A 15903-nucleotide genomic window follows, 5' to 3' on the forward strand; every position below is an offset into this window, starting at 1 on the left:
TGCGGGTATGTTCATTTTCAATGATGGGATGTTGGTACAGTAGAAGTTATTCAAATCATCTAGTGCTTGAAAGTCACATGTTGGCGAGCTTAAGGGCTCGCCTTTTTTTTGTTAGCTTCACATTGCTTCTGGAATGCAATTAACTTGTCTCACTGTACCGTTATCGTTGTATACACAGTTTGTAAGAGTATCATATGGATATCCAGAAGATATCCATGTCGTCTTTAATTAACGGTCCTTTTCTGATCGCATCTTAGCAATGTGTTGGAAGTCGCTATTTTGCGGCTTTTTTTGTTTTGACAGGACTAGTTAGATAGGAGGGTGACCTCTATGTATTGGTATAAGGTGTACCACCTATACGGTGATTTGCTGCTACTATCTATATTTTTTGTATTGATTTTTGTTGTAAAACGGTTTTAAGTGCCGTAATCTTATTTTGATTGTAATATCGATTATATTGTTTTATGAAGTAACTTATGGAGAAATGGAGAATAAGCTTCGATGAAGTCATCTGATTTAACCCGTCCATTTTATTTTCTATGGACAACCCAAACTGCTGCGAATGCAGCAGACGTGCTTTACATCATGGCACTTACAGTGCTGGTCCTTGATCGAACTGACTCTCTTGTGTCGGCAGCACTGATGCCGCTAATGCGCAGCGGAGCCCAAATGTTGAGCAGCTTGATTGCGCCATTACTGATTAATCGTTTCAAGTTGTCCAACCTTCTACTAATGTCGCAAGTGGGACAATTTTTGTTATTTATTGGCCTGGCGGTTTATTTGCAGTTTAACGGAGAGGCTTCATCACTTGTTATAGTATTTTTGCTAGTATTCGTGATGTCTTTTCTCGATGGATGGACAACTCCGGCTCGTAATGCACTTGTTCCACGTTTGGTATTGCGTGAGCAAGGTCTGCTTAAAGCCAACGGACTGCTTAGCGTCAGCGACCAGATCGTGCAATTTGCAGGCTGGGGACTAAGCGGTATCATCGTTGCATTTATGGGAGCTAGCCCCACTTTATTGCTCACCGCTGTTATTTACGGTCTGGCCGCGGTATTTACGCTGGGTGTCAAAGAACCCGTGAGATCGGATGTAGTAGAAAAGGAATTAGATGCACTTTCTTCTAATGCCATACCGGAAATTGGCATATCCAAATGGCATACGTTAACTGAAGGCTGGAAAATGATATGGGAAAAGCCTCGTCTGAGGGTTCTAACCTTTATGGACATTATCGACATGCTCGGGGCATCCATTTGGGTAGGTGCATTTACCCTTGCTTTTGTACAAGTTGCACTTGGTCAAGGCGAAGAATGGTGGGGATTTATTAATGCCGCTTATTTCGCAGGGACCATAGGTGGTGGTTTGCTGGTACTGGCACTGGCACGGACCATCGGTAACCGTTATGTAATAGTGATGATGATTGGAATGGCTGGATATGGCGTGCTGACCGCGCTTTATGCACTTAACACGCAGCCTTTTGTCGCTCTTATTTTAGTCATGTTAATGGGGCCCTTCGCGGAACTCTCCGTGATTAACCGCCGCACATTGATTCAGCATAGTGTAGACAAACAGCTGCTGCCCAAGGTGTTATCTGCTCAAGCTTCACTTATGCATCTCGTATTTTGTATTTCGCTACTGGGCATGGCTGGACTTGCCGAATACATCGGGATTGTGAATCTCTATTTGTTCGCGGCCGGACTGACCATTCTAGCACTCCTGGTAGGTTTACTGAGCTACCGGGCTTTCCGGGACCAAGCCGATCATACCCATATAAGCGGGTAATTTATGCCATGTACCATGATTAAGAAACGATAACGTTAACTCTAAAAACACGGGCAGTCTGCGGAATGGCAGTCTGCCTTTTTTAATACATGAAATCTGAATCTGTTTGAATGATTTAAGAATTTAAAGATCTAAGAAGTTATGAGGTGTAAACGCTACTGACATACCGTGGTCAGTAGCGTTCTTTTATGATTCATGAAGTAAACCAGTAGGATGGAAAGCTTATTCTAACCCAAAGATGATATGGTATTTATCTTTTAGAAGAGAAAGGATGTACTTTTATGAATTTTGCTTCTGTACGTGTGATTACTGACGACGTGGATCGTCTTGTCGAGTTCTATGAGGAAGTCATGGGTATAACAGCGGAACGTTCCGCGCCAGTCTTTGCCGAACTCGTTCTGCCTTCGTGCACTCTGGCTATAGGTCACTCCGAGACGGTACCACTGTTCGGTATTGGTTCTGCAGTGGCTGCCGATAATCGCAGTGTCATCCTCGAGTTCCGTGTTCACGATGTCGATGCTGAATACGAACGCTTGAAGCCCATTGTTGATGATTGGGTGAAGGAACCGACCACGATGCCGTGGGGGAACCGTGCGATATTGTTCCGTGATCCCGACGGCAATCTCATTAACCTCTTCCAGCCGGTGACCGAGGAAGCGATTAAACGGTTTAGCAGTAGAGGTTGAAAGTCTAACACTAGTAAACCGAATCAAAGCAGCTGATCAATAGGATCAGCTGTTTTTGATTTACTTCTAACCTAACGAAAGGATAGTGTCTGAGCTAGAGATGACTCAATAATCTTGTTATATGAATAGCATCCCCATTGAAAATAGCTGCACCAAATCCATAATATTCAATTTATTTAGTAACTTTTTCCGTATTCGAGCGTTTAATAGTATGACTTTTAATAGAATCAAATTTGCTAGGAAACGAAAGGGGAAGAAACGAAGAATGAATCTGAAGAGGAATATGTCCATATTTACCGCTGTAGCTGTACTTCAAGCATTTACAGTCGGTTCGGCGAGCGCACAACCCGTGGATCAAGGGGATGTAGCAGTTGTAACGCCTGCCAAAGTAGAATCCGTAGAGGTCATTAAGGAAGAGCAGCAGCATACCGAGAATGTAGTGGAAATAAAAAGCAGCACAGCATCATCAAAAGCTGAATCTGCTGAAGAAGACACAGAAGCCTCCAAATCAGCAGTCGTGGAGACAACACCGGCGGCAGAAAATGATCCGGATACTACTGATAAAGCAGCAACAACGAATGAATCCGAGGAGGGTTCTGCAATCCAGGAGGGAACTGCCGAGGATGACAAGACGCCAGCTACTCCAGCTACTCCAGCTCAAGTCGAGCAACAACCTGCAACAGGAGATTCCACTGCTGTTACATCAGGTGGAGACCTTATATTGTACATGAACAGCAATAAAATGGAGCAGGATGGAAAATCGTATCTTGCAGGCCAGCCAATGACTGTCAAAAACGGTGTATCCTATGTTGCGATTCGTGCACTGGTGGATCGTGTGGGATACGGAGTTAAATACGATAACAAAACCAAGGAGACCATTATTATCAGTGGTGACAATGAGCTCCGATTCAAAACAAACAGCAAGGTTTATACCGTTAATGGTGAATCCAGAACGATGAAAGGACCTGCGTATCAGCAAAAAAATACGTTTATGGTGCCGTTAACTTCCATTACTCAAGCGCTGAACATTTCCTACAAAGTGAATCAGTCGGCGAAAACCGTTGTGCTCAATCTACATAAGAAACCTGTTGCAAGCTTTGTGATTTCCCAAAAGGAAATTTTTGCGGGAGATCCAGTGGATTATGTGACTTCCTATAGTTCGCCAAACGGTCTGGAGATCACGAGCGAACGCTGGACAGGTCGTCAGGATTCGTTTGATCAAGCGGGTACATATACCATTTCATATCAAGTTCAGGATTCAAACGGCCAGTGGAGTGATCCCTATTCGGTTACCATTCAAATTTTGCAGCCTAATCTTCCACCTGTAGCCATGTTCACAACGGACAAGGACCAATATAAAATGGGCGAAAAAATAACGTATTTGGATCAAAGTACAGATGATGAAGGCAAGATTGAGAAAACGGCTTGGGATAACAATCCGCTCGCATTCTTTGAACCTGGACCCAAAACGGTGACCTTGACCGTCACTGATAACCATGGGGCTACTGATACGTATTCCAAAGTCATTAACATAACCAATGAAACGTTATATAATTTCTCGGATTTTAATTTACTTTTCACACCGGTTGGACAGAAATTCACCTTCAATGGTGGCGAAGTGACTTCCATGGAGAAAGTGCCTTATACGTATAGGGATGAAGCAAGTCTGCTGATTCGCAGCAACAGTCCGGAAACAGTTAATACGGAAGGCATTGTGTACCAAGAGTCTTCTTCGGGGCAGACGCGCTTCATGATTCACCATGTGAACAATACAGGCAAAAGAGTAAAAATGTATGTTATTGCAACAAATAACAACCCATATCCGGCAGTATTCGAGCAGCAAAATATGGGCTTCGCAGGACCGACTCCGTTTGCTACTGTGGCTGGTAAATTGTCTATTGATAAATGGTTCAGGTCTATACAGACTGGAGCGGATCAAAAGAAAGAATATTTTGAACCTGGGGAAAGTAAACTGATTTTGACCGAACTTAATAAAACTCCGATGAAAGAAGGACAAGTGATTTCACTCTATTCGGATGCATTCAGCGATTATTCTCTGGATTATAACGTTATTCTGGTCGAAGAAAATAAAGACCCGTTCGAAGCGTTACCAACGCTGCCTGTGCTTGATCGTGACGGTGTGCACAACCGTGGCACATACCCGAATGCAACTCGTGTTATAACGTACGACCAGCAAGTGGGAGCAACGCCTGCACGCTTACCCCTTGGAGATAATGCAAGCGACCCGAATTTGGTTGGAACGGATCCAATGGCTTACACGGATGCATCCAATGCAGGTAACTTTGGGGTGTTATACAAAATCACGTTAAGCAATGTGGCTCCGCGTACACTGATTTCGTTTAACCCACGTGGAGGAAAGTACTTTGGAGTAGCACTTGTGAACGGTCAAGTTGTACAAATTGTCGATGGTAGCATATCGATCAACACGTCCAGTGAACAAAGCGTACTTTACCGAACAGGATCCTCTTCGGAGAGTGTAACGATTCTTTTCTCAGCAGCGCCAGGAAGCAACCTGCCAGTTAACCTGCTCTTTACACCGCTCCCAATGGAGAAGTAGTGTAGTTGATCTTATGGACCAGAGTGATAACAAATATATTGTTAGGCTTAAGCATTGAAAGAAGGGACTCCTTAGGGAGTCTTTTCTGTTATACAATCGCTGTTAGAAGATATAGGGGGATAACAACGATGGCATTTCCTGATCCGACATGGGCAAGGTTAGGATTTATGGAACCACCGGATTTTCATAATTCCGGCCATAATATTGGAGTAGTAATCATTGATAAAATGAAGCCCCATCATACGATTCGCCACTTGGGTGACCGAATTAAGTACGTAACTGTCGAAAATGATCTAACTATAAATTGCAATAATATTGCATTCCAATCTTCAGGTGAGCTAGATGAGGAAGTTGGTGAACATGGCTTGATGACCATATTAACCCTGGCTCATAAACCTTTCTTTTTAGAAGGAAAAACACATGTAGGTCTTTCTCCTGCTGCAAACTTCATTGTGCTTGACCATGGTGCTTTCAGAGAAGGTGAAGGTGAGCGTTTAAAATATGGAATGGATTGGGTCCTGAAACAGCCAAACTGGAATATCAAAATAATTTTATGCACAGGTTGGCATGCTTCGGATAATCCTGTACTCCTACAGAAAACTCATAAGAATTCAACAGTTCAAGCTTTAAATTCTGCAGTCCAAAGAGGTTTGATGGTCATCTGTTCAAACGGCAATACCAGATTGGGAAACATTATGCCGCCTATCGAATATTTCACTGTGGGCGGTTTCAATGATCGTGGGAAGGCGGAGAGTCACCTGCATTTGCCTTATCCCGATGAGCCGTTTGGCAAGAATGGAGATGGACATTTCAGGCCAGATATTCTAGCTCCAAGAGTATATCTAACGCTTCCTTTCTGTGAGTCCAAGCAGAGAGAAGAACAGGTATCATATTATTGGGGAACTTCCGGTGCAGCAACGCTCGTAACGGGTATTGCTGCGTACTTATTTTCTAAATATCCAGAATTAAATACAAAAAACTTACGTAGTAAATTGATTGAGAATGCTGATCCAATAGAAGATTACAAAAATAATGCACCAAGAATAAATGTAGGTAATGTAATTCATAGTTTAGAAATGCAGGTCAACCTGAAAAAAGCAAACCAATGTGTATCGAGTGTCCGTATTGCTGGCGATGACCATTCTATAGAATCTTTAAATGATATTGAAAGGGGGTTAGCTTTATCCAAACTTGTTCAACAACAAATCGTAACTCGACAAGAATTATGGAAGTATGCTGAAGATGAATCCGATGTAATAAGGAAAATAGCAGTCTACGCCTTAGCTAAACCAGAAGACGAATATGAGAGAAGGCGCTATTGGAAACGATTAAGCGAGGAAAGCGAGGGAGGAGTGCGCGGTTGGTATGCGCACGGATTGTTACAAAATACGAATAAGTCAGAAGTATCCAAGTGGATTCCATGTTCCACAGATAGCAATTGGGCAGTCCGTTGGTCTGTTAGTGAATACTTAACTAGATATGTTGAATCCTTTCCTCAATTGGAAAAGACGCATGATCCGGATTTGATACAAGAAAAGGCAAGTAAGGTACTGCAGTGGTTAAAAAAATCCAAGAATTTAATGTGAAGAAGAACAGATGAAAACGGTCTATAAAAATCGTTACGTTAATAGGACGTAAAGATCTCCATAAGATTGACCAACCTCGGCAGTTCCAGACCGTTTCCATTAAATGTTACATATCTTTCATATTGAATTGCATACGTGCGAGCATGTCTGTCATCATGGCAACTTCTTCCTCATTGAAATCAAGCAGCATCTGATGAACGAACTCGTTACGATCCTGTTTGAAGTTGGCTATATGTGTGAGTCCTTGTTCAGTTAACCGAACGAAGGTTTCTCTTTGGTCAATGGGATTTCGTCTTCTTGATACGAGACCATCTGCTTCCAGCTGCTTCAAATGGCGTGTAATGGCAGCACTGTCGATGTGAATGGCTTTTTGCAAATGGCTTTGAGTCACCTCTTCATGAATATAGAGATGATACAGCAGAACATATCGTGAGGAACTGATCCCCGTACAACGTTCAAATTTGGGTTTCAGCTGATTGCTTATATTTTTAAGTAGAATTAATAGGTTTTCTTGCTCCAATGAACAATTCATGTGTGCCCCTCCTTGAATGGTGCCGAATATCTTGGAAAAGCAGCCTGGTAACCAAGGCACATCTCTTCCAAGACATTCAGCAGCTAAAGGCAACTATATCACAATGTGATGGCTGATCGCATTATGGCATGCAGCTTATTTGAATTAAGCCCAGAATGTCGTTTCTTCTGCTGGCAGGCGGTAGGACGTATATCCCTCGCTCGCAGCTCTACCGATGGTCAGCAGCATGACGGGTACATAACGTTCTTTATCCAATCCAAACACTTCGGCAATTTGATCTTTTTCATATCCACCAATTGGATTGGTGTCATATCCATGCGCACGGGCAACCAGCATCAATTGCATGGAAACCAGACCGGAGTCAAGCATAATGACATCGTTCATTTCAGCATCAGACATGCTGTTATAGATCGGTTTGAATGCATTCAACTGAAAGTCCTTCACATCCTGTGGCATTAATCCGAGTTCAACGGCTTTTCCATAAATGTTTTCGGCATAATCGAAGTTGTTTTTGTCCGCAAACACCGCAATAACAGCTGACGCTTGAGCTACTTTTTCTTTGTTGAAGCGGGACAGTGGCACGAGTTTGTCTTTTCCCTCTGGTGTATCCACAACAAGGAAACGCCAAGGCTGCATGTTAATGGAGGAAGGAGCAGTGCTCGCTTCGTTGATCATTTGAGTCATTTCTTCTCTGGTAATCTTGACGGATGGATCATAAGTCTTAATCGAGCGGCGTCCGTATATAATTTCATTAAAATCGTTTGTTTTTTGAGATGGTTTCATAATCATTTCTCTCCCTTTATCTAATAGTTGATGCATCAATATTTGACTAGTCAATAGTTGATATGTCAAATATAATTGAATTCTTGAATCATTTCAACCTTTTTTATTCTGTTAAAATATGCCAAACTATGAGATGAACGATTGTATTGTTCAATTGCACAATAAGAAAATGAGCGTTTGTCGAATGTAGTTGATTAGAAGGTAATTGGTGAATTTAAAGTGATGAGAAGAAGAGAGGGTTGTCGAAATGAAGACAATTAAGGCTATGATGGAGCATCTTTACTGGGCCGACGAACGAATCTTGGACGCGCTTCAGAAAAGTGAGACGAGGAACAAAGACCTGTTAAAGCTGGTTAGGCATGTCGCGGTTGCAGAACGTGTCTGGCTATCCCGATTGCATGGCAAGGGCAGCGGGCAATATTCGTTGTGGGAGGAGGCTGAAGACCTCTCGGTGATTCGGTCGATGTTCGAAGAAAACGCCAAGCAATATCGCGTCTATATAGAAGGAATTGATGAATCCCAGTTGGATGAGATGCTCGACTACGCGAACCAGAGCGGGGTTCTGTTTCAAACGTCCGTCCGGGACATTCTGTCACAGGTTATCTTACATGGGCAATATCACCGGGGACAGATCAACCAAGCGCTTCGAATTGAATCGGCAGAGCCTGTCCCAATCGATTACATCACGTTTGCGAGGCTTTAACGGCGGCTCATAATCACCAATACACTGAATTGAAGTGGCTTTGAGATAACACTTAAAGGTAGCTCAATAAAAAAGTACTGGGAATAACGGCTAATAACCAAAGAGTTGAAAAAAATAGAAAGGAGCTTCTGCTACCAGCTCCTTTCTTAGGTAAATGAATGTTCTGAATCAGCTCACTGATGTTCTTGCCACAAACAAACCATGAGGTTCAAAGACCTTTGACGGCTGTATACTCGGCATTTGCTAAGCTTTTGGCTCCATCAACATGATATGACATTCTTTTATGGCGGATGGCTTGATCTCTATTCCTTTCGGGATAACAATCATCTCATCCTTGTAAATCTTCACTTGACTATCACGAAAATCAATGATCATTTCCCCTTCGATCACGAAAAATACCTTATCTGTTTCTTCATGAACATGCCAATCGAATTCTCCGGCAATCTTTACAAGCTTAATTTGATAGTCATTCATTTCACCAATGAATTTTGGAGTCCATTGATCATGAATTGTAGATAGTTCCTCACTCAGTTTAATAACTTTATAATGGATAATAATCACTCCTTATTTTTATGTACTTTGCTTCACAAGAATGCAAACACTGAAATTGGCGATTCACCACCTGGGGTCCGTAACATATCACTTTGGGATGATCAGACATTTACGTTTTTACATACGCAATATTCCAGACATCTTGTTTTCCTGGCTTGCTATTAGCATATAATTTTTATTTTCAGTTTAAAATGGATGCCTGTTGAAACTAACATGGATTATTGGTGAATCTCTGCCTATACTCGGTTGGAGAAAGACCAAATTGTTTCTTGAACACTCTACTAAAATAAAAGGGGTCTGTAATTCCAACAGATTCTGCAATCTGCTGTACTGAGACATCACTTGTAAATAACATTTTTTGCGCAATGTTAATGCGGTATTTCAGTACATATTCTGCGGGCCCCATACCAGAATGTCTTCTAAACACATAAGAAAGGCGATTTCGATTAACGTCATAATGCTCTGCGAGCGATGATATTGTAAGACCTTGATAATAGTGTTCATGTATGAATTTCGATACACTTTGGAATAAGGCATGTGATTCACTGCTAGTTTGCCTGTTATCCGCACATAATAATGCTTCATTTAGTGCTTCACGAAACAACATTTCTGTCTGAAACATCGAAATTCCACCTTGCTGATTATACACATGCCAAAGGCGTATAATTAATTCGGTTAGACGGGTGGAATCTCCGGTTGGCAATTCAAAATGTTGATGAGAAAAGGACGACTCTTTTAATTTTGAGTCATGTATCCGGTATAACACAAGAATATACTCCCAGTAAGTGTCACCAAACATTGTTTGTTCTAGTTTCATTTTCGCCCCCCCATGAACAATTTTCCCTGGCGTAAAAATATAAGGCATTCCATTAAAATGAAATTGTATTTTCCCTGTCAAGGGGAACACAAATCCCGGGAAAGAATCTGTATAATCTGCGTAGGGCACTCCAGATGTATTACCATATCGGTATACTCCTTCTACTTGAAAAGGAATTTGTGCAAAGTGTTCTGCTAGTAGATTGATGTTTATGTTCACAGTGCGACCTCACTTCAATAGTAGTATGTGATCAAATTTTGAAGTTAATTAATCAATGTATTTCCTATATTCACATTATTGATAACGATTATCATTGTCAAGAACGAACGTACTAATGCTCACCGGGATAATAGAATGAGTTCAGAAATTAAATAACATGAGAATTTTTTCAACAGGATCACCTTGAGACATTGGTGCTCCTGTATTGTCTGTGAATCATTTACGCTGGCGTTGAAGCACGTATTATGAGGCAAGCGACAGCGTGTCTAATGTCAAAATCGATCGGACTCGGATTAGCTACTAAATATAGAATAGTGAGGAAACCTACAAAAAACGAAAAACCTGCTACGGCCTTCCCTATAAACAGGACGGTGCAGAGGTTTTTTGTTGGAATACGATAATTCTCGCTGTAGCTGTCTCTAAAAGAGTGTATATCTTAGTGGGCTTAAATAATTCCCTTGTCCATCGCTTTGCCGATCAGCGTAGCAAAAAGGCTGTTAGACCAGGCGAACCATTCACGTGAAAAGTCGGAGGGATCATCCGGGTGAAAGCCTTCGTGCATATACCCGGTATCTGCATCAGTCCTGATCAGCATATCGATTAATTCTTTCATTTCCTCATCGTTATCTGCTGTTAGCGCCTGCATAGACAGTGCCATATGCCACACATAACCTCCTGGCGTATGCGGACTGCCAATGCCTTTGGCATGTTTACCTTCGAAGTAGAAGGGGTTATCGAAACTGAGGGCAAATCGGCGGGTGTTTTGATATATTTCATCCTCCACCCCTACATAACCAATATAAGGAATAGATAGTAATCCCGGTGTGCCAGCATCATCCATCAGTGAATAGTTCCCGAATCCATCCGTTTCATAGGCGTAGATTCGACCGTATTTCGGATGATTCACAATCCCGTACGTCCGGATGCCGAAGTCAATTTCCTTGCGCAGCTTCGCTGCTCGGGCAGCCAGTCTTTCGTCCTTATAGATAACGCTGGCGATCTCGCGGATATACTCAAGAATCACCACAGCGAACATGTTGGAGGGGATGTTGTAGCCGAATTCGCAGCTGTCATCACTCGGGCGGAAGCCCGACCAGCTCATGCCGGTGTAGTTGACAGGCATGCCACGTCCGTTATTGTACAACGTCTCCGTATCCTGAAGCGTCTGCCGTATAAAATGGTAGGACGACTTCTCTCCGTGGTACTGCTCCGTTTCAATAACGTTCACAATGGAGCTGAGTGCTTGGTAGCAATCGGTATCGAAGATATCGGTTTGCTCCGCTTCTTTCCAGTACATATAGGCCAGCTGAACGACAAAACAGAGGGAATCCAGCTCGTATTTGCGCTCCCACATCCATGGGTTTAAATTGCAATCATCCGTAGCCCGGTAATGCTTGTCGCTTGCTGTTTCATTAAATGCATTCGTGTACGGGTCGATATTCACATAGAACATCTGCCGGGCTATGAGGCCGCGAAGAATCCGCTGAAGCTCAGAGTCATTTTTGGCAAACGGGATGTAGTGGCGCACCTGCTCCGTAGAATCGCGCAACCACATGGCTGGAATATCGCCAGTAAATACAAAAGTGGTGCCGTCTTCAAGCAGCTTGGTTGTCGTCTCAAGTGTATTGGGGAAGCAGTTGCGGAACAGCTTTTGCAATTTGGGATGATGGGCAAGCCGTTCGTCGGCTTCATTCAAGTACTCGGTAATGGAAGGTGGCAGATTCATAGTCAAAACTCCTCCTACATAGTTAGGTTAAGGTTGCACGGCTCATAATAGAAACCTTCTGATATCATCAGTCCGTGTGGTAGCCTTGGCATTCGTAGCAAATGTTTGCATACTTGCCCGTTGATCACAATATGTAACTTTTGCAGCTTAAAGGGAGGTTCATAATTCACACATTATCGCCATCATTTATCAGTGGTTATTTACATCACGGCAAGCCCGAAAGTACCGCTGCAGCACGGTTATACGCGCTTTCTAAGATGACAATGCACAACCTACATATTTACGGTGTCAGCTAGGGTTCACTACAATTTGAATTGTAAGCGCTAGCATAAGAGAGGTCAGCTACATGCAAAGCGGATACAAATTTATTTTATGTAACGAAAAAAACCATAGAGAGGAGTGGGAGAATGAAGGTGAGTCATGCTGCAGTATCCGTAAAACCTTCATTAAAGAACAAATCCCTTGGCAAAAGAATTTGGAAAAATTGGGAGCTTTATTTGTTCATGCTTCCCGCGTTGTTGTATTTCCTCGTTTTTCATTACGGCCCGATGTACGGCATTCAGATTGCTTTCAAGAATTTCGTACCTTCAAAAGGAATTACAGGCAGTGAATGGGTTGGCTTTGACCATTTTGAACGATTCTTCAATTCTTATTTCTTTTGGGATCTGCTCTGGAACACGTTCAGCATCAGCTTCTATGAACTTGCGATCGGGTTTCCACTTCCGATTATTCTGGCGCTAGCCTTTAATGAGGTTCGGAACGGTCCGTTCAAGAAATCGGTTCAGACGGTAACCTATGCTCCGCATTTCATTTCCGTCGTTGTTATGGCGGGGATGATCATTACCTTTCTGTCGCCTTCCAGTGGAATGATCGTCCGGTTCATCGAATTCCTGGGCTTTCAACCTGCACAATTTCTGACGGACCCAGCCTGGTTTAAGACGATTTATGTTTTCTCGGGAGTCTGGCAGAGTACCGGGTGGGGTACGATTATTTATCTCGCGGCTCTGTCTGGCGTAGATCCCCAGCTGCATGAAGCGGCCATTATGGATGGAGCGAGCCGGATTAAACGGATGCTGCATATCAATCTACCGACAATTGTGCCCACGATTACAATTATGCTGATCTTAAATATGGGTAATATACTGGGCCTTGGTTTCGAGAAAATTCTGCTGCTGCAGAATTCACTCAATATGGAAGCCTCCGATGTAATCTCCACCTATGTCTACCGCGCCGGTTTGGTGGATGCCCAGTATAGCTTCTCAACGGCTGTTGGCTTGTTTAACTCGGTAATCAACGTTATTTTGCTTGTTACTGTCAATCAGATTGCCAAACGTACCAGTGAGAATAGCCTCTGGTAGAAAGGAGTTGAGGTCTTTGGTTACTGCCATGAAAGAATCCAGAGGAGACAAGCTGTTTGTGATCTGCACCTATATTTATTTGGTTCTTGCTCTGCTCGTTGTTCTCTATCCGCTGATCTATATACTCAGTGCTTCCATCAGTTCTCCGAAGGACGTCAATTCGGGAGCCATGTGGCTGTTTCCGAAGAATGTGACATTGGACGGCTACAAGCTTGTTTTCGAAAACCCGAAGATATGGAATGGTTATTTGAACACGATTATTTATACGGTGGTAGGGACTCTGGTCAATCTCGCCGTTACTCTGCCAGCCGCATATGCGCTTAGCAGATCTGATTTTGTCGGGCGTAATCTGTTCATGGGTCTCATTCTGTTTACGATGTTCTTCAGCGGAGGGCTCGTGCCGACGTATCTGCTGGTCAAGAACCTCGGACTCATCAACAGCATGTGGGCATTGATTCTGCCGGTGGCTGCTTCAGTTTGGAATATTGTCGTGGCCCGCACCTTTTTTCAGACGACCATCCCAAAAGAACTGCAGGAAGCGGCTCACATGGATGGCTGTACGAATCTGAAGCTGTTCATTCGCATTATTCTGCCGCTGTCGGCACCCATTATTGCCGTTATGGCTCTATTCTATGGAGTAGGACACTGGAACAGTTATTTCCCGTCCCTGATCTATTTGAATGATGAAGCCAAGTATCCGCTGCAGATGGTTCTGCGCCAGATCCTTGTCCTTCAGGAGATGTCGGCCGAAACCACGGGCGCTTCGATCAATAGTGAGGTGGCGACGGCCATGAACAATAAGGCTGAAACAGCATCACTAATCAAATATGGAGTCATTGTGGTCTCCACGCTGCCGATCGTTGCGGTCTATCCATTCCTGCAGCGTTACTTTGTCCAAGGGGTCATGATTGGCTCAGTTAAAGGTTGAACCATTAGAATGTGTATATAACAAGGGAGGAATTATTCATGCAGACCACACGCAAACCATGGAAGCTTCTGTTGTCTTCGGCTTTAGTTCTTACACTGCTGGCAGGCTGCAGCAATGCTGACAAAGGAGCAGGAGATAACAGTACCGGAGCGGTTGCTGTGAATAAAGAGGGTTTCCCGATTGTCAATGACTCCGTAACTCTTACGCTTATGGCGCCGGATGTGGGGATTCAGAACTGGGAGAACATGAAAGTGCTCCAGCAGATGCAGGAGAAGACAGGCATTAAGCTGGAATACAGAAATGCACCGAAGGACAGCTTCGAGACCAAGAAGAATCTGGTGCTCGCCAGCGGAGATTACCCGGATATTCTCTATGCTGCCGGTTTGACTACTGCGGAGCAGATGAATTATGGAGAGCAGGGTATCCTCGTTCCACTGGAGGATCTGATTGAAGAATACGCTCCGAACTTCAAGGCCTTGCTGGATGAGAACCCGGATGTCCGGAAATCCATTACAGCACCGGACGGGCATATCTACTCTTTGCCGGTAGTAGAACTAAGTCAGCATTGGTATCGCAACCCAATGTGGTACAACGGGGACTTCCTGAAAGCATTAAATATCGACAAGCTTCCCGAAACGACAGAAGAGCTGTATACCTACCTGAAGCGTGTGAAGGAGGAGGATCCGAACGGTAACGGTATCGCTGATGAAATTCCGATATCTTCGGTGACAACACCTGCTGCCAACCTCCGTGATATTCGCACCTGGCTGCTTGGCGCCTTCGGTATTTATGAAGAAGAAATATACGTGGATGATAACGATAAGGTGCACTATACACCGCTTGAAGAAGGTTATAAGGAATATTTGACTTATATGAATCGTCTGTGGTCCGAAGAGCTACTGGATCATGAGAGCTTCTCGCAGACGGCAGAGCAAAAGAAGGCTAAGGCACAGAACAACCAGGTCGCCCTCTTCTCCGACTGGCATGCCTACATGTCCAAAGGCGGAGAGCCTTCGACGGCAGATCCGATGTTTGCACCTGTCCGTAGCGAATCGGTTGATGCTCCGGCGATTGCGAAGAACAGAGGCATTACAACGGGTGCCTTTGCCATTACGGAGAGCAACCCGGCGCCGGAAGCCTCCATGCGTTGGGTGGATTATCTCTATTCCTACGAAGGTGCCATGTTCTTCAATAAAGGGCCAGAGGGCATTCTCTGGGAATACACCGACAAAGAAAATCGGGTCAAGAAATACTTGCCTGTACCGGACGGAAAGGAAATGGAAGATTATCGAGCCACTCTGACACCTAACTACGGTATTCCTGCTCCGACCCTGTCCATGGATGATATTAGTAAAGGGCTGAAGACAGACTTTGATCTCTGGGTAGAGAAGGAAACGAAGCAGAAGCTTCTCGATAAAGGCGCTCGGATTCCGTTCCCAACACTGTTCCTGACCGTGGAAGAACAGACGGAAATCAGCAACCTGAATTCGGATTTGAGCACTTATGTGAAGCAGATGGAAGCGAAGTTTATCACCGGTGCAGAGCCGCTAACCAGTTGGGACAATTATGTGGCTACCGTTAAGAAAATGGGCGGAGAGCGTGTGGCTGAAATTAATCAGGCTGCATATGACCGCTGGAAATCCAACTAATCAA

The 15903-nt window shown here is 43.7% G+C and carries 13 protein-coding genes; 8 read left to right on the top strand and 5 right to left on the bottom strand.

Features of this window, described 5'->3' with window-relative positions:
* The first annotated feature begins 501 nt into the window (after positions 1–501).
* The 4 genes from CHH60_RS01830 (at position 502) to CHH60_RS01845 (ending at position 6632) form a co-directional block, all read left to right on the top strand.
* Positions 502–1782, top strand: a complete 1281-nt coding sequence (locus CHH60_RS01830) for an MFS transporter (protein WP_095357628.1) — start codon at positions 502–504, stop codon at positions 1780–1782.
* A 281-nt stretch (positions 1783–2063) separates the two neighbouring features.
* The gene (locus CHH60_RS01835; protein ID WP_095357629.1) at positions 2064–2468 is read left to right on the top strand and encodes a VOC family protein; all 405 of its coding nucleotides are present in this window, start codon (positions 2064–2066) and stop codon (positions 2466–2468) included.
* Between the two features lie 265 nt (positions 2469–2733).
* Positions 2734–5046: a stalk domain-containing protein gene (locus CHH60_RS01840; protein ID WP_095357630.1), complete on the top strand. Its 2313-nt coding sequence runs from the start codon at positions 2734–2736 to the stop codon at positions 5044–5046.
* Between the two features lie 128 nt (positions 5047–5174).
* The gene (locus tag CHH60_RS01845) at positions 5175–6632 is read left to right on the top strand and encodes a S8 family serine peptidase (RefSeq protein ID WP_095357631.1); all 1458 of its coding nucleotides are present in this window, start codon (positions 5175–5177) and stop codon (positions 6630–6632) included.
* 106 nt (positions 6633–6738) lie between these two features.
* Here CHH60_RS01845 and CHH60_RS01850 read toward each other — a convergent pair whose 3' ends face one another.
* Positions 6739–7164, bottom strand: coding sequence for a MarR family winged helix-turn-helix transcriptional regulator (locus CHH60_RS01850; protein WP_095357632.1), 426 nt, complete (start codon positions 7162–7164; stop codon positions 6739–6741).
* A gap of 144 nt (positions 7165–7308) precedes the next feature.
* The gene (locus CHH60_RS01855) at positions 7309–7947 is read right to left on the bottom strand and encodes a nitroreductase family protein (RefSeq protein WP_095357633.1); all 639 of its coding nucleotides are present in this window, start codon (positions 7945–7947) and stop codon (positions 7309–7311) included.
* 247 nt (positions 7948–8194) lie between these two features.
* Between CHH60_RS01855 and CHH60_RS01860 the strand changes: the two genes are divergently transcribed.
* Complete coding sequence (locus CHH60_RS01860; protein ID WP_095357634.1) at positions 8195–8650, top strand: DinB family protein; 456 nt, start codon at positions 8195–8197, stop codon at positions 8648–8650.
* A gap of 243 nt (positions 8651–8893) precedes the next feature.
* On the opposite strand, the gene CHH60_RS01865 is transcribed toward CHH60_RS01860, so the two are convergent.
* The 3 genes from CHH60_RS01865 to CHH60_RS01875 form a co-directional block, all read right to left on the bottom strand.
* Positions 8894–9124: a cupin domain-containing protein gene (locus CHH60_RS01865; protein WP_441339376.1), complete on the bottom strand. Its 231-nt coding sequence runs from the start codon at positions 9122–9124 to the stop codon at positions 8894–8896.
* Between the two features lie 286 nt (positions 9125–9410).
* Entirely contained in the window at positions 9411–10238 is an 828-nt protein-coding gene (locus CHH60_RS01870) for a helix-turn-helix transcriptional regulator (RefSeq protein WP_095357635.1), read from the bottom strand.
* Positions 10239–10683: 445 nt separating this feature from the next.
* Positions 10684–11964, bottom strand: a complete 1281-nt coding sequence (locus CHH60_RS01875; protein WP_095357636.1) for a glycoside hydrolase family 125 protein — start codon at positions 11962–11964, stop codon at positions 10684–10686.
* Positions 11965–12371: 407 nt separating this feature from the next.
* Here CHH60_RS01875 and CHH60_RS01880 point away from each other — a divergent pair, with 407 nt between their 5' ends.
* Genes CHH60_RS01880 through CHH60_RS01890 form a run of 3 tightly spaced genes read left to right on the top strand, consistent with a single transcriptional unit; the run spans position 12372 to position 15899 of the window.
* Positions 12372–13322, top strand: a complete 951-nt coding sequence (locus CHH60_RS01880) for an ABC transporter permease (RefSeq protein ID WP_095357637.1) — start codon at positions 12372–12374, stop codon at positions 13320–13322.
* A gap of 16 nt (positions 13323–13338) precedes the next feature.
* The gene (locus CHH60_RS01885; RefSeq protein ID WP_095357638.1) at positions 13339–14250 is read left to right on the top strand and encodes a carbohydrate ABC transporter permease; all 912 of its coding nucleotides are present in this window, start codon (positions 13339–13341) and stop codon (positions 14248–14250) included.
* A gap of 38 nt (positions 14251–14288) precedes the next feature.
* Positions 14289–15899, top strand: a complete 1611-nt coding sequence (locus CHH60_RS01890) for an extracellular solute-binding protein (protein WP_095357639.1) — start codon at positions 14289–14291, stop codon at positions 15897–15899.
* Positions 15900–15903 lie beyond the last annotated feature (4 nt).

It is taken from the genome of Paenibacillus sp. 7523-1 (genome assembly GCF_002276415.1).
Classification (GTDB): domain Bacteria; phylum Bacillota; class Bacilli; order Paenibacillales; family Paenibacillaceae; genus Paenibacillus; species Paenibacillus illinoisensis_A.